This window comes from Streptomyces lasiicapitis (genome assembly GCF_014646335.1).
GTDB lineage: Bacteria > Actinomycetota > Actinomycetes > Streptomycetales > Streptomycetaceae > Streptomyces > Streptomyces lasiicapitis.
In genome coordinates this window covers 390,404-412,382 of sequence record NZ_BMNG01000001.1, presented here as the reverse complement: position 1 = coordinate 412,382, position 21,979 = coordinate 390,404, and the positions used below count along the sequence as shown (strand labels likewise).

General features: G+C 72.3%; 16 protein-coding genes. 7 read left to right on the top strand and 9 right to left on the bottom strand.

All coding sequences use genetic code 11. The features are described from left to right. Positions 1-11: 11 nt before the first annotated feature. Positions 12-2,732 carry a discoidin domain-containing protein gene (locus IEY91_RS01825; protein ID WP_189172538.1) on the bottom strand — a complete coding sequence of 907 codons (2,721 nt, stop codon included), beginning with the start codon at positions 2,730-2,732 and terminating at the stop codon, positions 12-14. A gap of 513 nt (positions 2,733-3,245) precedes the next feature. Here IEY91_RS01825 and IEY91_RS01820 point away from each other — a divergent pair. Next, a complete protein-coding gene (locus IEY91_RS01820; protein ID WP_164321067.1) occupies positions 3,246-4,829 on the top strand; it encodes a S8 family peptidase in 1,584 nt (527 codons plus the stop codon). Between the two features lie 32 nt (positions 4,830-4,861). On the opposite strand, the gene IEY91_RS01815 is transcribed toward IEY91_RS01820, so the two are convergent. Further along, positions 4,862-5,986: a serpin family protein gene (locus IEY91_RS01815; protein ID WP_189172537.1), complete on the bottom strand. Its 1,125-nt coding sequence runs from the start codon at positions 5,984-5,986 to the stop codon at positions 4,862-4,864. A 237-nt stretch (positions 5,987-6,223) separates the two neighbouring features. Here IEY91_RS01815 and IEY91_RS01810 point away from each other — a divergent pair, with 237 nt between their 5' ends. The 6 genes from IEY91_RS01810 to IEY91_RS01785 all read left to right on the top strand — a co-directional run bounded on the left by IEY91_RS01810 (position 6,224) and on the right by IEY91_RS01785 (position 13,590). After that, positions 6,224-6,976 carry a GntR family transcriptional regulator gene (locus IEY91_RS01810; RefSeq protein WP_164321065.1) on the top strand — a complete coding sequence of 251 codons (753 nt, stop codon included), beginning with the start codon at positions 6,224-6,226 and terminating at the stop codon, positions 6,974-6,976. Positions 6,977-7,218: 242 nt separating this feature from the next. Continuing rightward, positions 7,219-8,970, top strand: coding sequence for a purine-cytosine permease family protein (locus IEY91_RS01805; RefSeq protein WP_229696622.1), 1,752 nt, complete (start codon positions 7,219-7,221; stop codon positions 8,968-8,970). A 261-nt stretch (positions 8,971-9,231) separates the two neighbouring features. Continuing rightward, on the top strand, positions 9,232-9,414 hold the full coding sequence (locus tag IEY91_RS01800) for an SPOR domain-containing protein (RefSeq protein ID WP_164321063.1): 183 nt from the start codon (positions 9,232-9,234) through the stop codon (positions 9,412-9,414). 19 nt (positions 9,415-9,433) lie between these two features. Continuing rightward, positions 9,434-9,832, top strand: coding sequence for a (deoxy)nucleoside triphosphate pyrophosphohydrolase (locus IEY91_RS01795; protein WP_164321060.1), 399 nt, complete (start codon positions 9,434-9,436; stop codon positions 9,830-9,832). 145 nt (positions 9,833-9,977) lie between these two features. Further along, complete coding sequence (locus tag IEY91_RS01790) at positions 9,978-10,430, top strand: ATP-binding protein (protein WP_189172536.1); 453 nt, start codon at positions 9,978-9,980, stop codon at positions 10,428-10,430. A 142-nt stretch (positions 10,431-10,572) separates the two neighbouring features. After that, positions 10,573-13,590 (top strand): SpoIIE family protein phosphatase, encoded by a 3,018-nt coding sequence (locus IEY91_RS01785; RefSeq protein WP_189172535.1) that lies wholly within the window; start codon positions 10,573-10,575, stop codon positions 13,588-13,590. A gap of 46 nt (positions 13,591-13,636) precedes the next feature. Here the strand turns inward: IEY91_RS01785 and IEY91_RS01780 are convergent, their stop codons facing one another. From IEY91_RS01780 to IEY91_RS01750, 7 genes are all read right to left on the bottom strand, one after another. Then, positions 13,637-14,350 carry a PspA/IM30 family protein gene (locus IEY91_RS01780; protein WP_189172534.1) on the bottom strand — a complete coding sequence of 238 codons (714 nt, stop codon included), beginning with the start codon at positions 14,348-14,350 and terminating at the stop codon, positions 13,637-13,639. Between the two features lie 87 nt (positions 14,351-14,437). After that, entirely contained in the window at positions 14,438-16,558 is a 2,121-nt protein-coding gene (locus tag IEY91_RS01775; RefSeq protein WP_373287867.1) for a TPM domain-containing protein, read from the bottom strand. A 60-nt stretch (positions 16,559-16,618) separates the two neighbouring features. Continuing rightward, positions 16,619-17,899, bottom strand: coding sequence for an alpha/beta hydrolase family protein (locus IEY91_RS01770; RefSeq protein ID WP_189172532.1), 1,281 nt, complete (start codon positions 17,897-17,899; stop codon positions 16,619-16,621). Between the two features lie 95 nt (positions 17,900-17,994). Further along, on the bottom strand, positions 17,995-18,825 hold the full coding sequence (locus IEY91_RS01765) for a succinate dehydrogenase/fumarate reductase iron-sulfur subunit (protein WP_189172531.1): 831 nt from the start codon (positions 18,823-18,825) through the stop codon (positions 17,995-17,997). Next, on the bottom strand, positions 18,822-20,750 hold the full coding sequence (locus IEY91_RS01760; RefSeq protein ID WP_189172530.1) for a fumarate reductase/succinate dehydrogenase flavoprotein subunit: 1,929 nt from the start codon (positions 20,748-20,750) through the stop codon (positions 18,822-18,824). The genes IEY91_RS01765 and IEY91_RS01760 overlap by 4 nt, the downstream gene beginning before the upstream one ends. A 19-nt stretch (positions 20,751-20,769) precedes the next feature. Continuing rightward, a complete protein-coding gene (gene sdhC / locus IEY91_RS01755) occupies positions 20,770-21,603 on the bottom strand; it encodes a succinate dehydrogenase subunit SdhC (protein ID WP_164321046.1) in 834 nt (277 codons plus the stop codon). Between the two features lie 45 nt (positions 21,604-21,648). Continuing rightward, positions 21,649-21,966: an Rv0250c family protein gene (locus tag IEY91_RS01750; protein ID WP_164321044.1), complete on the bottom strand. Its 318-nt coding sequence runs from the start codon at positions 21,964-21,966 to the stop codon at positions 21,649-21,651. Positions 21,967-21,979: the final 13 nt, after the last annotated feature.

Here is a 21,979-nt window from a genome sequence, read left to right as displayed (position 1 = left end):
CCCTCCAGGGGCTACTCGCTCACCCGCAACTCCCGCAGCTCAGGCACCCGTTCCCCCACCCGCACCGTCACACGGGCGAACCGCGCGGGCCCGCTTCCCGGCGCACCCCACTCGCGCCCGTCCCCCGACGTCTCGACGGCGAAGTCCGCGGGCCGCACGCCCCAGCGCGCGGTCACGTCCCGGACGTGCACCTCGCGGCCCAGGTCGACGGTGAGCGTGGCCTGCCGGGTCTTCGCGGCGGGCGACCACGCGGTGACGTCGCTGCCGTCCACCGCGGCGGCCGCGTACAGACCGGAGTCCTCGGACGTGGCCGTCGCAGGGCGGCAGCGCGCGGCGTCCGCGGTCGGCGTGCGGTCGGGCCGCCGCGTAGCGAGCACGCCCGGCGCGCCCCTTTCCACCCGTACGCGCCCCTGCGGGGACTCCACCGTGAAGGGGTGCCCCGCCGTCAGCGTCACCGTCGTCTCGTCGGGGCCGACGGCGATGTCGTACGTACTGCCGCGCCAGCGCTGACCGCGCAGCGTGACCCCGGACCCGAGCTGCGGCGGCAGCGTCGGGTCGAGGCGCAGCGCGTCGGAGTCGCGAAGGCGCAGGCCCGTCAGGCCGTGCGTGAAGACCTGGAGGAAGCCGCCCTTGCCGGTGAGGAAGTCCTGCGCGGGGGTGCCCGCGAGCGCGTCGCCGGCGCCCGCCTTCTCGCCGCGCGCCTCCGAGAACAGCGCGAACGGTCCGCGTACGAAGGGGCGCGAGGCGCGCTGCAAGTACGTGTACGAGGAGCAGCCCGGCTCGCCGATGGCGGCGGCGTCGATCGCGTGCACCGAGTCGGTCATCGCGGGGCCGTCAGGGTCGCTGCGCTCGGCGTAGTAGTCGAGGGTCGCGGCCGCGGCGCCCTCGGGCATCGGCCAGTCCAAGGGGTAGATCAGCAGGACGGTGTCGGCCTGCTTGATGGTCGAGCCCTTGTAGCCGTCGTACTGGAGGAAGATCTTGCGCTTGGGGTCGTACGGGATGCGCAGCCGCTCGGCCTGCCGGGTCCAGTCGGCCGGGGCGGGGCGCCCGAGGGCGCGGGCGGCGCCGGTGGCTGCGCGCAGGGCGGTGGCGGCGACGGCGTTGGTGTAGACGCCGTCGGTCACGCCGTTGCTGTACTCGTCGGGCCCCGCGACGTTCTGGATCGAGTAACTGCCGTCCGGATTGCGGGTGGTGCGGCCCGCCCAGTACTCGGCGATGCCGCGCAGCAGCGGCCAGCCGTGCGCGCGCAGCCAGGCGCGGTCGCCGGTGGCGAGGTAGTACTGCCAGGCGGCCAGCGCGATGTCGCCCTGGAGGTGGTTCTGCTGCACGCAGTGCGGCGGGTACCAGCTCTGGCACTCGGTCCACAGGCGGCCGCGGCTGGCGCTGGTCCAGGGGTAGAAGAGGCCCTTGACCGATGTCTTACGGGCGTTGTCGCGGGCCGCGCCGGCGGTGCGGCCGCGGTAGTCGAGGACGGGGCGGGCGAGTTCGGGGCGCGAGGCGAGCAGCGCCGGGAACATCCAGGTCTCGGCGTCCCAGAACACCATGCCCGCGTAGTTGTCGCTGGTGAGGCCGGTCGGCGCGATGCTGTCGCGGGCGCCGCGGCGCAGCGAGGACAGCAGGCCGTACTGCGAGGAGCGCACCCAGAGCTGGAGGTCGGGGCGGGACGGGATCTCGATGGACGAGGTGTCCCACTCCGTACGCCAGGCCGCCGTGTGCGCGGCGAACAGCGCGTCCCAGCCGCGGGCCGCGGCTTTCACGGAGGCGTCCCGGGCGGCTTCGCGTGGGGTGCGCGAGGTGCGTGGGCTTTGTGCGGCGCCCGAGGCACCTGAGGTGTCCGAGGCACCTGCGGCGCCCGACGCGCCTGAGGTCAGCTCCGTGTCGACGCCCACGTACTTCGTGACGTGATACGTCCCGCCCGCCCGCACCCCGAAGTCCGCGGACTGGCTCACGCTCAAGTCCCGCGCGGGGCGCGCCTGATGGGTGCGGCCGGGGGCCCGGAGGGTGGAGGCGACGGCGCCGTCCGTGCGGGTGCCGTCGGTGCGGAAGGTGACGTCCATCGTGTTCTTGCCGCGGGCGCCGCCGCCGGTGTGGGCCACGCGCCGCGCCCCGCGCCCGTCCACGCGGTCGGTGACCGTGGCCCCGCCGGACCAGTGCGGGGTGAGGCTGAGGCGTACGGCGGCGGTGTGGGCGTGGGTGCGGTCGGCGAGTACGTCGTACGTGAGGTCGGTGCGGCGGCCGTCGGCGGTGGTCCAGGTGAGCGACGTACGGACGAAGCCGCAGCGCAGGTGGAGGGTCTGGCGGTAGTGCGAGACGCGGCTGCGCGGGCCGTACGTCTCGCCGCCGACGGTGAGGTCGAGCGGCGTCCAGGTGGGCAGCGCGGCGATGGCCTCGCGGCCCGCGGTGTTCTCGGGGCCGCGTGCGTACAGGCCGGAGGCGAAGGTTCCGGCGTAGGCCGGGGTGTAGAGGGGCCAGCCGGTCTTGCCGCCGTGCGCGACGTATCCGGTGCCGGCGGGTGCGACACGGGCGCCCAGGTAGCCGTTGCCCACGTACGGGAGGTGCGGGTCGTCGGGGGCGGCGCGGGTGGTGGAGGTCGGCGCCCAGGGGCCCGCGGGGCAGGCGGAGCGCGGGGGTTGGGGCGGGGTGGTGTCCGGGGTCGCGGGGCCCTGGGGGAGCGCGGCCGCGGCGAGGGCGGAGGCGAGCAGGGCGGAGGTGAGGGCGAGGGGAGCGGGCATGGTGCCGACGATGCGGGGCCGGGGGCGGGGAGCGGGGGTGGCGCGCCCTCGGAGTCCCACGGCCGGGGGCGCGGGGTGCGTGCGGTTGGCGGCTCACCCTCCCCACAACCGCCCACCTGACCCACTCACCCCACCCGCCCCTACACCATCCCCCCACCCACCAGAAATCCGTGGTGGCTGAAATCCCGCCATCACCGCACCCCCGCGCCCTCCGCCCCGTGGAAGCCGCAGTCCGGCAGAGCCGGGCGGAAGGCCCCGGAGCTGGGCTGCTCACGACCCCCGCGGGCGGAATGCACGGATTATTGATGCCATGTCATGGCGGGTGCATGGCAGTCGTGTTACGTCCGAACAACGCCCTTGTGGGATTCCTATGGATCCGCCAATCTTTCGTCGGCGACAGAGAGTTGACCATTGATCAACTCGGCGTGGTCAAGGCGCCGCTGTGTCGTGCTGCCTGTCATGTCCCTGTCGCATCCCCCACCAGCGCACCACCGATTGAGGAGGACCCCTCAGATGGCAGTGATGCGTCACTCCCGCCGAAGACTGGCCGGCCTGGGCACGGTTGCCCTGACCGCCGCCACCGCCGTCGCCCTCGGCGTCGTGTCCGCGCTCCCCGCGGCCGCGCAGCCGCAGGCGGCGGAAGGCCGGATTCAGTACGCGGGCGCCGCCGGCGCGGTCGCGAACAGCTATATCGTCACGCTGCACAAGGACGCCGCCAAGGCGGACTCGGCCGAGGGCCGGGCACTGGCGAAGAAGCACGGCGCCGACATCGAGCGCACGTACAAGAAGGTGCTCAACGGCTATGAGGTCGAGGCCTCCGAGTCCGAGGCGAAGAAGTTCGCCGCCGACCCGGCCGTCGCCTCCGTCGTGCAGAACCGCACGTACACGGTCGCCGCCACCCAGCCCAACCCGCCGTCGTGGGGCCTGGACCGCATCGACCAGCGCAGCCTCCCGCTGGACCAGAAGTACACCTACCCCGACAAGGCCGGGGAGGGCGCCACCGTCTACATCATCGACACCGGTGTCCGTAAGAGCCACCAGGACTTCGGCGGTCGCGCGGCCGACGGCTACGACGCCATCGACAACGACAACACCGCGCAGGACGGCCACGGCCACGGCACGCACGTCGCGGGCACGGTCGGCGGCATCGCGCACGGCGTCGCCAAGAAAGCCAAGATCGTCGGCGTCCGCGTGCTCAACAACCAGGGCTCCGGCACCACCGCCCAGGTCGTCGCGGGCATCGACTGGGTGACCAGGAACGCGGTCAAGCCCGCCGTCGCCAACATGAGCCTCGGCGGCCCCGCCGACAGCGCGCTCGACACCGCCGTACGCAACTCGATAGCCGCCGGCATCACCTACGCCGTCGCCGCCGGCAACGAGTCCACCAACGCCAACACGCGCTCGCCCGCACGCGTCACCGAGGCGATCACCGTCGGCGCCACCACCAACACCGACGCCAAGGCGACCTACTCCAACTTCGGCACCGTCCTCGACCTGTTCGCCCCGGGCTCGGGCATCACGTCGGCGTGGAACACCAACGACACGGCGACCAACACCATTTCCGGTACGTCGATGGCGTCCCCGCACGTCGCGGGCGCAGCGGCGCTGTACGTCGCCGAGAACCCGTCGGCCACCCCGGCGCAGGTCTCCACGGCGCTGACGACCGCCGCGACCCCGAACGTCGTCGGCAGCCCCGGCACCGGCTCGCCCAACCGCCTCCTCTACGTCGGCACCGGCGGCACCAACCCGCCCGGACCGAAGTTCGAGAACGGAGCGGACGTCGCGATCAGGGACAACGCCACCTCCGAGTCGCCGGTGACCGTCACCGGCGTCCCCGGCAACGCCCCCGCCGCGCTCGGCGTCCCGGTCGCCATCAAGCACACGTACGTCGGTGACCTGAAGATCGAACTCGTCGCCCCCGACAACTCCGCCTACGTCCTCAAGGACTACGGCGTGGGCGGCAGCTCGGACGACATCAACACCTCCTACACCGTCAACGCCTCCTCGGAGACGGCCAACGGCACATGGAAACTCCGCGTCACCGACAACGCGGCCCAGGACATCGGCATCATCGACAACTGGGGCCTGCAGTTCTGATCACGCAGTTCTGATCAATTGATCAACCAGCTTCACTGCCACGTCAGTTCGTCCTCGTCCTCGCGGTACGGTTCCGGGTCCACGACCCAGCCGGCCGCGAGGACGAGTCGTGTGCGGCGGTGGACGGCCAGGAAGCCGAAGGGTCGGTCGAAGACGGCCGACACTTCTGTGGTGGTGTGGAGCAGTCTTGGGACGCCTCTGATCGCGGATATGGCGGTGACGGCCGCTGCCCGGAAACCGAGTGCCCCGAAGGTCGCGGTGGCCGCCTGGGCGGCCTTGTCCACCGCGACGGGTTCGACGGTCATGCCCGGGAAGTGGCCGAAGCCTCCGTCCGTCGCCGTGGTCAGGCCGAACAGGCCGCGGCGCGCGAGCAGGTCGTGCTCCGTGGTGACGGTGAACGGCACGGTCGTGACGTAGAGCTGCGGGGGCGTCGGGCTCGCGCAGCGTTCCTTGCGGACGGTCAGGCCGGGGCCCGGTTCGCCGTACGGCAGGTGGGTCCCCGGCACTCTCGGCCAGGCGCGGCCGAGGATGCCCACACCCGCGGCGAGCACCTGGCCCGGACTCATCCGCTCCTCGCCGAGCAGCAGATGGACATCGACGCCGGTGTCGCCGAGTACGCGCAGTTCGGTGACCGTTCCCGCCGGTGTGTCCGCGACGCCCACGCGGTCGGGCAGGCTGCTGACCCGGTCCAGGGCGGCCAGGGCGCGCCCGCGCCACGGGCCCGAATCGGCCTCCATGGCGCCCTCGGTGAAGGGGCTCAGCCACGTGGTGCGCAGCGCGAGGGCGCCGGCCAGGACGAGTTCGGTGTTCTCGGCCACGCAGGCCGGCATCCGCTCGATCTGTCCGCCGGTGCGCTCGGCGGACCAGGCGTCGAGGGCGGCCCGGTCGTGGCCGACGTCCCCGGTGAGCACTCCGCGCGTGCTCGCGGGCAGCCCTTCGGCCCACTTCTCGCGCAGCGTGAGGGTCCGCTTCGTCCACAGGCCGATGGCGGAGTCGAGGCCCGGGATCGCGTCGAGAGTGGTCAGCAGTTCCCGTGCCGCCTCCGCCGCCCGGTCCGGCCGCAGGCCGATCGCGAACACGGTGCCGCCCCGCACGTCGTCCGCCCACCGCGAGGTGAGCCCGTTCACCGCCCGCACCGTCGTCTCCGCCACTCGCATCGGAGCAACGTAGCTCCAGGGCCCGGCAACCTCCCTGGCGGGGGCCACCCTTCGCGCATCGGTGCGTCAACTCGTCTGACCAGGTGGTTAGTTGATTTCTATAACGTTTGAAAGGTCCTGCGTAAAGCCCCGCGGGCCTGGAAATCATCACTTCGAGTGATTCCTTGGCCTAGGGTTGCGGCCAACAACCCACGGTTGCCAGGCTGTTGCTGTCTGTCAACCTGATGGGAGTGGCCAGTGACTTTCGGTGAGCAGCCGGCGTATCTGCGCGTCGCGGGTGATCTCCGTAAGAAGATCACCGACGGTTCGCTGCCTCCGCACACGCGGCTCCCCTCGCAGGCCCGCATCCGCGAGGAGTACGGGGTCTCGGACACGGTCGCTCTCGAAGCCCGCAAGGTGCTCATGGCCGAGGGTCTGGTCGAGGGGCGCTCCGGGTCCGGCACGTACGTGCGCGAGCGCCCCAACCCCCGGAGCGTCGCGCGCACGGGGTTCCGGGGGCCCGGCACCTCCACCCCCTTCCGGCAGGAGCAGGCCGCCGAGAGCGCCCGCGGCACCTGGGAGTCCCGCAGCGAGCAGGCGGACGCGGGCGCCGAGGTCGCCGAGCGGCTCGCCGTCCGCGTGGGGGACCGCGTGATGTGCACGAAGTACGTCTTCCGGGACGCGGGCGAGGTCATGATGCTCTCCACCTCCTGGGAGCCCCTCGCCGTCACCGGGCGCACCCCCGTGATGCTCCCCGAGGAGGGCCCCCTCGGCGGCTGCGGCGTCGTGGACCGCATGGCCGCCATCGACGTGATCGTGGACAACGTCGCGGAGGAGGTGGGCGCCCGCCCCGGCCTCGCCGAGGAGTTGCTCGCCCTCGGCGGCGTCCCCGGCCATGTCGTTCTTGTTGTCCAGCGGACGTATTACGCCTCGGGGCGTCCCGTCGAGACGGCCGACATCGTGGTGCCCGCCGACCGGTATCGCATCGCATACCACCTGCCGGTGCGTTGACCGCTCGGCCGCGGGGCGGGGCCGCTCGCCCGCGGACCAGGCCCGTTCGCCCGCGGACCGGGCCCGTCCCGCACCCCGGTGCGCCCGCAATGCGAACGCGCCCGTCCGTCCCGCGTGATCACGAGTTAACGCCCGCCCCGGTTCCGTAACGCCGGGGCAATCGCGCCCTGCGGCGGATCGTCACGCGCGGCTCCTAACTTCCCCCTCCGTACCCGCAGTCCGGTCGGAAGACAGGAACCCTCATGACGGATACGGTCACGCGCGACGACGCGAACCCGGTGGGCGAGGCGGCCCCGGCCGACGCGCCCGCGGCGGACGGGCCCACGGCCGACGGCGCGCCGCAGCGCAGTTACGCCAAGCTCGCCGCCGACGAGAGCCGCGAGGACTACTCGCTGCGCTACGCCCCGCACTCCTTCCGCCGCTGGTCGCCGACCATGGTCGCGTCCACGGCGCTCGGCGGCATCGCCTACCTCGCGGACTTCGCCATCGGCGCGTCCATCGTCTTCACGTACGGCTTCACCAGCGGCTTCGCGTCCATCCTCTGCGCCGCGACGATCATCTTCGTCACGGGCATCCCGATCGCGCGGGCCTGCGCCAAGTACGGCCTGGACATGGACCTGGTCACGCGCGGCGCGGGATTCGGCTACTTCGGGTCCACCCTGACGTCCCTCATCTACGCCTCGTTCACCTTCATCTTCTTCGCCCTCGAAGGCTCGATCATGGCCCAGGCCATGCATCAGGCGGTCGGACTCCCCGTCGAGATCGGCTACTTGGTGACGACGCTCATCGTCATCCCGATCGTCTTCCGCGGCATGGGCGCTCTCGCCAAGGTGCAGGCCTGGACGCAGCCGATATGGCTCATCGGCCTGGTCCTGCCCTTCCTGGTGCTCGCCTTCGAGGCGCCGGACGCCTGGGGCGCCTTCGGCTCGTTCGAGGGCACGGAGGGCGCGGCCCCCGGCTTCTCCTGGATCGGCTTCGGCCTCGGCACCGGCGTCGCGCTCTCCCTCATCGCGCAGATCGGTGAACAGGCGGACTACTTGCGCTTCATGCCGGCCAAGACGGAGGCGAACAAGAGGCGATGGAATCTGGCCGTTCTCGCGGCGGGACCCGGCTGGGTGATCATCGGGGCCGCCAAGCAGCTCGGTGGCGCGTTCCTGGCGTTCGTGGCTCTGGAAGCGGTCGGCAAAACGCACGCCCTGGAGCCGATCGCCCCGCAGATCGAGGCGCTGCGCCCCTGGTTGGGCTCCTTCGCGCTGCCCGCCGCCGCGATCTTCGTGATCGTCTCGCAGATCAAGATCAACGTGACCAACGCCTACAGCGGTTCACTGTCCTGGTCGAATTTCTTCTCCCGCCTCACCCACCGCCACCCGGGCCGGGTCTGGTACATCTTCCTCAACCTCGCCATCGCGCTCACGCTGATGGAGATGAACATGTTCGCCGCGCTCAACAAACTGCTCGGCTTCTACTCCAACGTGGGCATCGCGTGGATCGTGGCCGTGGCCGCCGACCTGGTCATCAACAAGCGGGCCGGCTGGAGCCCGCCGTACATCGAGTTCAAACGGGCCTATCTCTACACCGTGAACCCGGCCGGGTTCGGGTCGATGGTGATCGCCTCGACGGTCTCGATCCTGGCGTTCTTCGGCCTGTTCGGGCGGTACGCCGAGGCCTTCTCCACCTTCATCGCCGCCGGACTCGCCCTGCTCCTGTGCCCGTTGATCGCCTGGGCGACCCGTGGCAGGTACTACCTGGCCCGGCCCAACCCGGTGAACGGCCCGCACGTCGAGGTCCCCGACATCACGGCCACCCACACCTGCGCCGTCTGCGAGACCGCGTACGAACTCCCCGACATCGCCGACTGTCCCGTCCAGTCCGGGCCGATCTGCTCGCTGTGCTGCTCCCTCGACGCCGAGTGCGGGGACGTCTGCCGTACGTCGCCCGGGAACGAGCCGGTGCTCATGCCGGTACCCACGGTGCCCACGGTGCCGTCGGCGTGAGCAGGGCGCGCGTCGGCAAGAGGGAAATCATCAACAAGCCGTAAAGGGGGCCGAGTTCGGGCTTGCCGTGCTCGTCGGCGGCCTTCGGAGGGGGCGCGTCCGGGAGGATGCGCCCCCTCCGCGCTGGCCGATTGCGTATCTCTTTGTGCAAAGTCGTATCCGCTGCGTAAAGGTCGGGCGTAAGCTCGGGCATATGCGGAATGCGGTTTCCTTACTGATCGAGGCGTGGGGTGCGCCCGGGGCGGGGAGCGGAGGGACGGCATGAACGACGGCACGGTCATACTGCCCTGGCTCGTGATACGTCAGGACGACAACGGCAACCGCTACCGGGTCGGAAGGTACGCGACGAAGGCCGAGGCCCAGAAGATCGCGGACAGCCTCGACGACCGCGGCAACGAGAAGCTCTACTGGGTCGAGCGGCTGAGCCAGAACGGCGCCCGCTGAACGCCGTAAGCTCGCGCGCATGACCGAACGGATCGTGGTGGTGGGCGCCGCCCTGTACGACGGGGGACGGCTGCTCGCCGCCCGCCGCAGCGCGCCCGCGGAACTCGCCGGGCGCTGGGAGCTGCCCGGCGGCAAGGTCGAGCCCGGCGAGCGGGGCGAGGACGCGCTCGTGCGCGAGCTCCGCGAGGAACTCGGGGTCGAGGCGGAGCCGCTCGCGCGGGTGCCGGGGGAGTTCGACCTCGGCCGCGGCTATGTGATGCGGGTGTGGCGGGCCAAGCTGCTCGCGGGGGAGCCGCTGCCCCTGGAGGACCACGACGAACTGCGCTGGCTGGGGCCCGACGAACTGTGGACGGTCGACTGGCTGCCCGGCGACGTACCGGCGATCCACGCGTTGACGGCCACCCAGGTCACGGGCTGACGGCCGCCTGGCCGAGGCAGACGCGAGGCGGCGCGCAAGAGGTGATGCCGGGACAGGTCGCACGCCCCTCTACGCCGTTCGTGCCACTGTGCCCCCTTGAACGCGGTACTTCCACCGGGATATCGGGTATGTGCCCATTAACCCCATGAAACCGGACAGAGGTCCGCCGCTGGGCTGGGAAGTGATCGGCGTGATCGACACCGAAGGCGACTGCGCCGAGTGGGACTTTCCCGCGGACCCGGGCGCCGTGCGCACCGCCCGCGCGGTCGTCCGCAAGCAGCTCGGCGAGTGGGACCTGGCCGCGCTCGGCGACGTCACCGTCCTGCTCGTCAGCGAACTGGTGACCAATTCCCTGCGGTACGCCTCGGGCCCCATCGTCGTACGCCTGGTGCGCCAGGCCGGTCCGCTGGGCACCCTCCTCGTAGAGGTCTCCGATCCGGTCCCTGACCCGCCCCGGGAACGCGCCGCGGCACCCGACGACGAAGGCGGCCGGGGCATCCAGTTGGTCGCGCGGTCGTCGAGGCGCTGGGGCACGCGTCCGGGACGCACGGGCACGACGGGAAAGACGGTGTGGTTCGAGCTGGCGCTGCCCGGATAGAAGACAGGAAGCACCGTTACGTACAAGTGCTTGGGACGAGCACAAGGCGGACACGGGCCAAAAAGCGTTGAGTCCGTGCTGTGATCGTGAACGGCGTGTGGCCCGGCTCCGTAGTGCTGGATACTGCGGGCAGCCACATCCGGTGACCGGTGCCGGACGGGGTGAGCTGGAGGGGACGGTTCGCGTGAGCGAGATACCAGCGAAGGCGACGGGTTCGGGGCGGCCTGTGGCGCGAGCGGGCGGGGCCCTGCCTGCCCGGCCGGTGCCGGGAGCCGGGGGAGGACCTCTCTTGCCGGAGCCCGCGGGGAACGCCGACACCGCTGCCGCCAGGGCGGACACGGCGGGCGGCGGCGCGCGCACGGCCGCGGCCGAGGGGCCGGGACAGGAACCCGGCGACCCCGGTGACCCCGGCGACCCCGCGGGCGAGGACGCGCCCGGACCCGGGCGCGCAGGCGGCGCGGAAGACGTAGGCGCGGGCGCGCCCGCGACGGTAGGCGCCGATGGACCGCTCGGCGTAGCAGGGGCGGCCGACCGCGTCGACGCGCGTCCCCGCGCGACGGGCGCCGGGCCCTCCCGCGTCGACACCGCGCCGAGCACCCCGGACGACGTCATCTGGCAGAGCAGCCCTCCCGGGTCCATCTACGACTACATCAAGGTGGCGTCCTTCTCGATCGGCCCCGACGGCCTGGTCGACCAGTGGAGCGCCCGCGCCGAGCGGCTGTTCGGCGTGGCCGCGAGGGACGCCGTCGGCAAGGACCCCATCGAGGCGTTCGTCGCGCCCGAACAGCGCCCCACGGGCCACCGCAAGATGGCCGAGATCCTGGACGGGCGCGAATGGACGGGGTCGGTCCCGTTCCGCGTGCCCGCGCCCGCGGGCGACGACCCCGCCGCCGCGGGCCTGGAAGGCATCGCCGAGGTCTACGTCATGCCGGCCAGCACGGCCGAGGGCGAGCGTGCCGCCGTCTGCATCGTCGTCGACGTCCGCGCGCTCCGCCGGATAGAGACCGACCTCGCCGCGTCGCAGGCGATTTTCGGTCAATCTCCTTTCGGCTTCCTGCTGTTCGGCACGGACCTCAAGGTGCAGCGCGCCAACCGCCGCTTCGCCGCCGTCTTCGGGGGCGCCGCCGACGACCACCGCGGCCGCACCGTCCACGACTACCTCCCCCGCCACGAGGCCGACCGCATGCAGGCCGCGCTGCGCCGCGTCCTGGAGTCCGGCGAGGCCGTCACGGACATGCAGATCGTCGGCCCCGCCCCGGGCAGCAGCGAGCGCCGCCACTGGTCGATCAACCTCTACCGCGTGCACAGCGGTTCGGGCCGCCCCATCGGCGTCGCGGGCCTCGGCAACGACGTCACCAGCCGCCACGCCGCCGCCCGCGAGGCCGCCCACGCCCGCCGCAACCTCGCCCTCCTGAACGAGGCGGGCGCCCGCATCGGCAACTCCCTCGACCTGGAGACCACCGCCCGCGAGCTCCTCGACGTCACCGTCCCCGGCTTCTGCGACCTCGCCTCCGTCGACCTCTACCAAGGCCTCCTGGACGGCGACGAGACCGCGCACGTCCGGCAGAGCCTGGCCGACGGCAGCGCCGAGCTGCGCCGCGTCGCCTTCGCCAGCGCCGTCTCCGACGTGCCCTTCCCCGACGGCAGCGGACCCGTCGAGGTCGGTTCCGTGCACCGCTTCGCCTTCAACTCGCCCTGCGCGGACGCCCTGCGCACCGCCCGCCCCCGCCTGGTCGCCTCCGGCGACGACTGCGGTCCGGCCCGCCGCCTCACCAGCGGCCTCATCCAGTCGACGCTCGCCGTGCCGATGGTCGCGCACGACACCGTCGTCGGCCTCGCGCAGTTCTCCCGTACGAAGGGCAGCGAGCCGTTCGGCGAACGCGACCGGGCGCTCGCCGTCGAACTCGCCGCGCGCGCCGCCGTCTGCATCGACAACGCCCGCCTCTACCGCCGCGAGCACGAACGCGCGCTGATACTGCAGCGGTCCCTGCTCCCGCCCGGCGACCCCGAGGCCGCCGGACTCGACATCGCCTGCCGCTATCTGCCCGGCAACGCGGCCACCGAGGTCGGCGGCGACTGGTTCGACGTCATCGAACTCCCCGGGCACCGCACGGCGCTCGTCGTCGGCGACGTCATGGGCCGCGGCCTGCGCGCCGCCGTCGCCATGGGCGAACTGCGCTCCGCCGTGCGCACCCTCGCGCTGCTCGACCTGGAGCCCGCCGAGGTGCTCTCCGCGCTCGACGAGATCGCCCGCGGCCTCGGCAACCTGCCGGGACCGCAGCGCTCCCGGCGCGCCACCCCCGCGGGCGGCCGCGGCCGCGACACCGACGACCTCGCCGAGGTCTACCTCGCGACCTGCGTGTACGCGGTGTACGACGCCGTCACCCGCCGCGTCACCTTCGCCAACGCAGGCCACCTCCCGCCCGTACTCGTCGAGCCCGGCGAGTCCCCGCTGATGCTCGACGTACCCCCGGGCATGCCGCTCGGCGTCGGCGGCGAGCCCTTCGAGGAGGTCGACGTCGACCTGCCCGAGGGCGCGCTGCTCGCGCTCTACACCGACGGCCTCGTCGAGTCCCGCGACCACCCCCTCGACGAGGGCCTGAACGCGTTCGTCGGCGCGCTCACCGAGCCCGCGCAGGCCCTTGAGGACATCTGCGACCACGTACTGAACACGCTCGACACCCACCACGGCGAGGACGACATCGCGCTGCTCATGGCGCGGGTGCAGGGCCTGCCCGCCGAGCACGTCGGCGACTGGACGCTGCCGCGCGAGCCGCAGTCCGTGGGCCGCGCCCGCGAACTGGCCTGCGAGCGGCTGCGCGCCTGGGACCTCGACGCGCTCGTCGACACCGCCGAACTCCTCGTCAGCGAGCTCGTCACCAACGCCCTGCGCTACGGCGAGGGCGAGATCCGCCTTCGCCTTCTGCTCGACCGCACCCTGGTCTGCGAGGTCTGGGACGCCGGGCTCGTCCAGCCGCGCCGCCGCCGCGCCCGCGACACCGACGAGGGCGGGCGCGGGCTCCAGCTCGTCGGCCTGCTGAGCGCCGCCTGGGGCTCACGCCGTACACCGCGCGGCAAGACGGTGTGGTTCGAACTGGCGCTGCCGGACGGGGACTCGGCGCCGGTGGACGCGGCGGAGGCGTTGATGAGCCTGTTCTGAGGCGCCCGCGCCTCGGTGGGCTGAGTGGTGGTCGCGGGCGGTCTCCTCAGGTCGTCGCCTTGAGCGCGGCGAGCCGTGCCGCCACCTCCGCCGTGTCGCTCAGGCTGTCCAGTTGCTCGAACTGCGCGTCCAGCGAGGAGGCGGCGAGTTCCTCGCGGCCGAGCGCCCGCGCCTCCTCCCGCCGCACCTTCTCCTCGAACCGGCTCAGCTCGCTCGTCGGATCGAGGACGTCGATGCTGCCCGCCGCGTCCAGCATCCGGTTCCGCGCCTCCGCCGACTTCGCCCTGGCCACCAACTGGTCCCGCTTGGAGTGCAGTTCCGTCAGCTTGATCTTCATCGAGTCGAGGCCGTCCTTGAGCCTGCCGACCACGTCGGACTGCGCGGCGATCGACGGCTCGGCGTCCTTCGCCTCCCGCTCCGACTGCAACTGCCGGCCAAGGGCGACCTTGGCCAGGCCGTCGAACCGGTCGGCCTCCGCCGCGTTCCCGTCCGCCCGCAGCAGGTCCGCCTTCTTGCTGGCCGCGAGCGCCTTGCCGCCCCACTCGGCGGCCGCCGCCACGTCCTCCTTGTGGTCCTCCTCCAGGAGCCGCAGATTGCCGACCGTCGTCGCCACGGCCTGCTCGGCCTCCCGGATGTTCTCCGTGTAGTCGCGGATCAACTGGTCCAGCATCTTCTGCGGATCCTCGGCCTGGTCGAGGAGGGAGTTGATGTTGGCCTTCGCCAACTGCGCCACGCGCCCGAGGACGGTCTGCTTGGCCATGAGGGCTTTCTCGCTTTCTCCTTGTGCGTACGCGCGAGACGCATGCGTACGCGTACGACGATGAGTCCCGCGTCCTGCGTACGAGGGTCAGAACCGTCCGCCTCCGCCCCTGCGCCCCCGCGTCCCGCCCCCGCCGAAACTCCCGGGCCCGCCACCGCCGCCCCCACCGAAGCCCCCACTTCCTGTCCCGCCCCCGAGACCCCCGCGCCCCACCCCACCAAGGATCTGCCCGAGCACGATCCCGCCGAGTACGGCACCGCCCGTCCCGCCGCCCCGGCCGCCGTACGGATTGCCGTAGGCGCGCACGTCCCGCTCGGCGAGGGCCTGGGCCTCGCGGGCGAGGGAGTCGGCGCGCTGGGCCTCGGCGAGGGCGGCGGAGGGCTGGTCCGCGAGCTGCTCCGCCCGCTCCAAGTGCCGCCGCGCCTCCGCGAGCCGTGTCCGGGACTCGCTGCCCACCGCGCCGCGGTGCGTCGTGACCTGGTCCGTGGCCGCCGCCACCGCGCTGCGGGCGGTGAGCAGGGCCTGGCCGAGCAGCGAGCGGGCGCGGCCCTCGGCGCTCTCGCGTTCGCGCGCGCCGGAGAGGGACGCGTCCAGTGCGGCGTCCGCCTCCTCCACCCGGCGCAGGGCGTCGATCGGGTCGTACGGGCCCGCGGCGAGGGCCCGCCGCACCTCACCGGCGACGGCCTCGACCCGGGCCACGCGCCCGCGCAGCTCGGCCGTCGGCACGCCCTGGCCGGTGCCCGCGAGCAGCCCGCGCGCCTCCGCGAGGTCGGCCTCCGCCTCGTCGAGGGCGCCCGGCAACCGCTGTGCGGCCTGGGCGAGTTCACCGGCCAGGCGCTCCACGGCCGCCAGGAAGGTGCCCGCCTGGTCGACGGCGCCCTCGGCCGCGCGCAGGTGGACGGCGGCCCGGCCGTGGTCGGCGGCCCCGACCGCCTCGCGGGCCTGGTGGAGGTGGGTCGTCGCGAACACGAGCCGGTCCTTGGCCTGCGCGACATGGCCGACGACCGCCTCGCTCGCCCCGAACGCGTAGGTGGCGCGCAGCTCCTTGAGCGTGCTCTCGGCGTCGATGGTGCGGGCGCTGACCTGCTGGAACGTCGTCTCGGCGTGGTCGAGTGCGGCCGGCGCCTCGCGTTCGAGGGCGCGCAACTGGTCGAAGGCGGCGGCCTCCGCGTCCAGGCGCCGGCCCGCCTCCTCGCAGCGCGCCACGATCTCGTCGAGCATGCGGCGCCGTGTCGCGTCGTCCTCCGGGTAGGCGTCGTCGAGCTGCTGCCGCAGCCGGAAGGCCGCCGTCAGCTCCCCGCGCGCGTAGGAGAGGGCGTCCGTGAAGGGCCGCACGGCCTCGTCGCCGAACTGCGCGGTGGCGAAGCCGAGTTCCTCGGTGCTGGTGCGCACGGCGTCGTCGGTCTCCACGAGCAGGGCCTTGGCGCGGGCGTCGAGTTCGGGCAGCGGCGTGAGCCCGGGTCCCGCGCCGGGGCCCGGTGTCGTACGCGAGGTGAAGCGCCGCTTGCGGCGCCGGTACGCGGCGAACCCGAAGATGCCCGCGACGCCCGCCGCGAGCACCGGAAGCACCAGATCGCCCGCCACCCCGTCGTCACGGCCGCCCCCGCTCGCGGCGCCCGGATCGGCCTCGCCCGGGGTGACGGCGGGTGTCGGCACGGCCCGCCCGTCGAGCACCGCCGCGTACCCGTCCGCGGCCCCGGCGGCGGCGCCCGCCCAGTCGTTCTCCCGCAGGGCGGGCTCGACGGCGGTGGCGGCGACCTCCCGGAGCTGGGCGTCGGTGAGGCGCGAGTCGGCGTCCACCGAGTACGCGTACTGCCGGTCCCGGGTGGCCACGGCGAGCAGCACGTCGTCGAGCCCGAGCCCGTTGCGCTCGGCGGTCGCGTCGGCCCAGCTCTGCGCGGAACGGCCGGAGAAGTCACGTACGTACACGACGAACAACTGGATCCGCTGCTCGTCGTACAGCCGGTCGAGGGCGGTGGTGACGGCCCGGCGCCGGTCGCCGAGCGCGTCGGTCCGGTCGGTGATCTGGCCGTCGCGGTCGAGCCGCACCGGGTCGTCGGCGGGGACGGCGCGCGGGTGGGGCGCGGCGGGCAGGGCGGACGCCGTGGTCACCGAGGGTGCCGACAGCGGGAGCCAGCACCCGAGGAACAGCACGACGGCCGCCGCCCGCGCGGCTATGTGCGACGGGGCGCGGGAGGACGGCGTCACATTTGGCAGCGTATGGCCGCCCATGAGAGCCCGCGACCGGGGCGGGAGCCGCCGTCGCCGCTAGGGCCGCACGAAGCGGACCTCGGGGAAGCGGTCCGAAGGGCCGTCCAGGAGGTGGTCGTCCCGGCCGCCGAGCCAGCGGTCGAAGAACGAGACGACGTACGCGCGCTGGGCGGACGTGGCGCGCGCCGGGTCGACCGTGCCGATGTTCGCCTCGATCACGTCGCGGCCCACTCCGGCCTGCGGCAGGACCGCGGCCAGGTCGGTGTACGTCTGGTGCTTGGAGCCGCGCAGGTTCAGGTCCCGCTTCCAGCCGGGGCTGTGCTTCCAGAAGGCGCCCCAGGAGGGCTCGCTGGTGTGGTCGCTGCCGTCGCGCCCCATCAGCAGGAACGGCCGCTGGTCCAGGCCGTGCCGGGCGACGGGCGTGAGGTTGGTGCCCTTGGGCTCCGAGTTGTGCTCCAGGGTGCCGTCCAGGTCGACGCCCGCCTTCACGCGCTTGTCCTCGTACATCGTCTCGGCGGCGGCCATTCCGCCCGCCGAATGCCCGACCATGCCGACGCGCTTGTGGTCGACCGCCTCGCCCAGGCCGCGCGGCAGCGAGCCGAGCCGGTCGAGCACGAACTTGTCGTCGGCGACGCGGGCGTCGAGCACCTTCTTCATGAGCTGCGGCAGCTTCTCCTGCGGGGTCTGCGCGAGCGCGTCAAGGAGCGGCTTGTTGTCCTTCACCGAGCCGTCGGGGAACTGCACGCCCGGCGACTCATAGGTGTGGTCGACGGTGACGACGACATAGCCGCGGCTCGCCAGCTCCTCGACGAGCGCCGTGCCCCAGGTGCGGGGGTCGCCCGCGCCCGCGGAGTACACGAGCACCGGCAGCTTCCCGCCGTGCGCGGCCCCCTTGTCGAGGAGTGCCTTCTCGCGTGCGTGTGTCCGCATGCCCGCCCAGTCGACGGAGCCCTTGGGGATGCCGTGCGGCGCGGCGGCGTTCCAGCGCGCGGCGGCGCCCTTCGCCATGTACGGCGCGACGCCGTGCCCGCCGGTCGCCCGCGCCGGGTACCAGACGTTCACCATCAGCTCGCGGTACGGCACCGACGTGACCCACGGGTCGTGCCGGGAGCGGTCGACAAGGCGGGTGGAGAACGTACCGATGGCGTGCGGCCCGGTGGGCGCGGGCAGCGTGGCCCGCACCCCGCCCGCCACCGGGGCGCCGCCCGCGTGGCCCGTGTCGCGTGCCGACACCGGCGCGGCGGCCCCGACCGCGAGCACGGTGGCCACGGCGAGCCCCAGGGCGAGGGCGCCCCTGCGGGAACGGGAACGGGAGGAGCGAAGATCGCGAAGGTTCATGCCTCCATGCTGTTCCCGCGCCGCGCCCGTGACCATGGAGGCAATCGGGAGAATCCGGGGTGGGGGATTACCCCCACAGGATCCCCGCGCGACCCCTACGTCGGCCGCCGCCGGATCTTGTTCCCCAGCCAGACCAGCGGGTCGTACTTGCGGTCGACGGCGCGCTCCTTCAAGGGAATCAGCGCGTTGTCGGTGATGCGGATGCCCTCGGGGCACACCTCCGTGCAGCACTTGGTGATGTTGCAGAAGCCGAGGCCGTGCTCCTCCTGGGCGGTGGCCTTGCGGTCGAGGCCGGTGGACGCGGCGGCGTCCAGCGGGTGCATGTCGAGTTCGGCGACGCGCATCAGGAAGCGGGGGCCCGCGAAGGCCGTCTTGTTCTCCTCGTGGTCACGCACCACATGGCAGGTGTCCTGACACAGGAAGCACTCGATGCACTTGCGGAACTCCTGGGAGCGGTCCACGTCCTCCTGCATCATGCGGTACTCACCGGGGCCGAGGTCCTTCGGCGGTACGAAGGCGGGCACCTCCCGCGCCTTCGTGTAGTTGAAGCCGACGTCGGTCACCAGGTCCCGCACCACCGGGAACGCGCGCAGCGGCGTCACCGTGATGACGTCGTCGCGCTCGAACACCGACATGCGGGTCATGCACATCAGACGGGGGCGGCCGTTGATCTCGGCGGAGCACGAACCGCACTTGCCCGCCTTGCAGTTCCACCGCACCGCGAGGTCGGGCGCCTGGGTGGCCTGGAGGCGGTGGATGATGTCGAGGACCACCTCGCCCTCGTTGACCCGGACGGTGAAGTCCTTCAGGTCGCCGCCCTCGACGTCGCCGCGCCAGACCCGGAACCGCGCGTCGTACGCGGCTCCGTCGGCGCCCGCGGCGGAGCCGCTGTCGGAATCCGTGCCGGAAGTCGTACTCGTACTCACTCGTAGAGCTCCTCTTCGGCGAGGTACTTGACCAGCTCCTCCTTGTCGAAGAGGGCGAGCAGGTCGGGGCGGATGGGGTCGGTGGTGACCCGGGTGAGGTCGATCTGGCCGCGGGCCGGGTCCGTGACGGCCGACCCGCCGGTGGGGTCGGCCAGTTGGCACAGCAGGTTGAGGCGGCGCCAGTCGCGGTCCATGCCGGGGTGGTCCTCGCGGGTGTGCCCGCCGCGGCTCTCCGTGCGCTCCAGGGCGGCCCGCGCCACGCACTCGCTGACGAGCAGCATGTTGCGCAGGTCGAGGGCCAGGTGCCAGCCCGGGTTGAACTGGCGGTGCCCCTCGACCCCGGCCCGGCGGGCCCGAAGGCGCAGGTCGGCCAGCTTGTCCAGGGCCTCGGCCATCTCGCCCTCGCGGCGGATGATGCCCACCAGGTCGTTCATCGTCTGCTGGAGTTCCTGGTGCAGGGTGTACGGGTTCTCGGGGGTCGCCCCGGCCTCGGGGCCCTCCGCGCTGAACGGCCGCAGCGCCTCCGCGGCGGCCGCGTCCACCTGCGCCTCGTCCACCACGGGCGCGGCGTCCTGCTCGCCCGCGTACCGCGCCGCGTGCAGACCGGCCCGCCGGCCGAACACAAGGAGGTCGGAGAGCGAGTTGCCGCCGAGCCGGTTCGAGCCGTGCATGCCGCCCGCGACCTCACCGGCCGCGAACAGCCCTGGCACCCCGCGCGCCGCCGCCGTGTCCGACTCGACGGCGATGCCGCCCATCACGTAGTGACAGGTCGGCCCGACCTCCATGGCCTCGGCCGTGATGTCGACGTCGGCGAGCTCCTTGAACTGGTGGTACATCGACGGCAATCGGCGCCGGATGACCTCGGCGGGCATGCGCGTCGACACGTCCAGGAACACCCCGCCGTGCGGCGAGCCACGGCCCGCCTTCACCTCGGAGTTGATGGCCCGCGCCACCTCGTCGCGCGGAAGCAGCTCCGGCGGGCGGCGGTTGTTGTCCGGGTCCTCGTACCAGCGGTCGCCCTCCTGCTCGGACTCCGCGTACTTCTCCTTGAAGACGTCCGGGATGTAGTCGAACATGAAGCGCTTGCCCTCGGAATTACGGAGTACGCCGCCGTCCCCGCGTACGGATTCGGTGACGAGGATGCCTTTCACCGAGGGCGGCCACACCATTCCCGTGGGATGGAACTGCACGAACTCCATGTTGAGCAGCGGCGCCCCGGCGAGCAGCGCGAGGGCGTGGCCGTCGCCCGTGTACTCCCACGAATTCGACGTCACCTTGAAGGACTTGCCGATGCCGCCGGTGGCGAGCACCACGCTCGGCGCCTCGATGACGAAGAAGCGGCCGCTCTCCCGCTCGTAGCAGAATGCGCCACTAACCTGCTCCCCGTCCTTGAGGACGCGGGTGACCGTGCATTCCTGGAATACCTTCAACCGGGCTTCGTGGTCCCCGAATTCACGCTCGTCCTCCTGCTGCAACGCGACGATCTTCTGCTGCAGCGTACGGATCAATTCGAGTCCCGTACGGTCGCCGACGTGCGCGAGCCGGGGATACTCGTGCCCGCCGAAGTTCCGCTGCGAGATCCGCCCGTCCTTCGTGCGGTCGAAGAGCGCGCCCCAGGTCTCCAGCTCCCAGACCCGGTCGGGCGCCTCGCGGGCGTGCAGCTCCGCCATCCGCCACTGGTTGAGGAACTTCCCGCCGCGCAGGGTGTCGCGGAAGTGCACCTGCCAGTTGTCGCCGGAGTTCACATTGCCCATGGACGCCGCGATGCCGCCCTCGGCCATCACCGTATGGGCCTTGCCGAACAGCGACTTGCAGATCACCGCCGTGCGGGCGCCCTGCTCGCGCGCCTCGATCGCGGCCCGCAGCCCGGCACCACCGGCCCCCACCACGACGACGTCCCACTGCTGCCGTTCCACTTGAGACATCAGAAGCACCCTTTGTTCACTAGAAGAGGGTCGGATCGTCGAAGGCGCCCGAAGCGATCAGATACACATAGAAGTCCGCGACGGCGACGCTGATCAACGACGCCCAGGCGAGCAGCATGTGACGACCGTTCAGCCAGCCGACCCAGCGCCACATCCGATAGCGCACCGGATGCTTGGAGAAATGCTTGAGCTTGCCGCCGACGATGTGCCGGCACGAGTGGCAGGACAGCGTGTACGCCCAGATCAGCGTGATGTTCACGAGGAACACGAGGGTGCCGAGCCCCATGTGTCCCCACTCGTAGTCCTCGTTGCGGAAGGAGAGGACGGTGTCGTACGTGAGAATGCCCGCGACCGGCACCGCCGCGTAGAAGAAGTACCGGTGGATGTTCTGCAGGATCAACGGGAAACGCGTTTCGCCCGTGTACTTCGCGTGCGGCTCCGCGACCGCGCAGGCGGGCGGTGACGCCCAGAATCCGCGGTAGTAGGCCTTGCGGTAGTAGTAGCAGGTGAGGCGGAATCCCAGCGGGAAGATCAGGATGAGCAGCGCCGGGGAAAGCCCCCACCAGCTCCCGAAGATCTCCCAGTTGGGCCCGTTCTTCATCGGCTCGCAGTTGTCCGCGATGCACGGCGAGTAGAACGGCGAGACGTAGGGCGCCTCGTAGTAGTCGGCGTTCGCGAACGCCCGCCACGTCGAGTACACGACGAAGGCGAACAGTCCGGCGGCGGTCGCGGCGGGCTGCAGCCACCAGCGGTCCGTCCGCAAATGGGCAGCGGTGATGGCGGCGCGCGTGCCGTGCCGTACGCCGCCGGGGGCCGTGCCCTTCTTCAGATGAGGTTCCGTGCCAGTGGCCAACGAGGCTCCACTCCTTCGTCGACGGGTGGATTGCGGCGGGAGCCGCTAGGGCGCGCGGCGGTCGCGGGCGCCCAGGCCCTCGTCGTCCGAGTCGGTCCACAGGGACGCGTCGTACGGCGTGTCCGGGATGGTGACCAGCTCGGGGCGGGGCTTCGGGGGTGCGGGTGGGTCTTGTGGTGCCGCGGAGGCCGCGGTCGCGCGCAGCAGGGCGACGCTCTCGCGCAGGTGGTCGGTGTCCATGCGGACCCGGCGGAAGTCGACGCCCGCCAGTTCCGCGCCGGCCCGCTGCTCGACCCTGTCCACGGTGCGGACCAGATCGTCCACGCAGCGCTGAATGGCCGTCAGATCATCTTGCAGAGCCATGACTTGCCCTCAC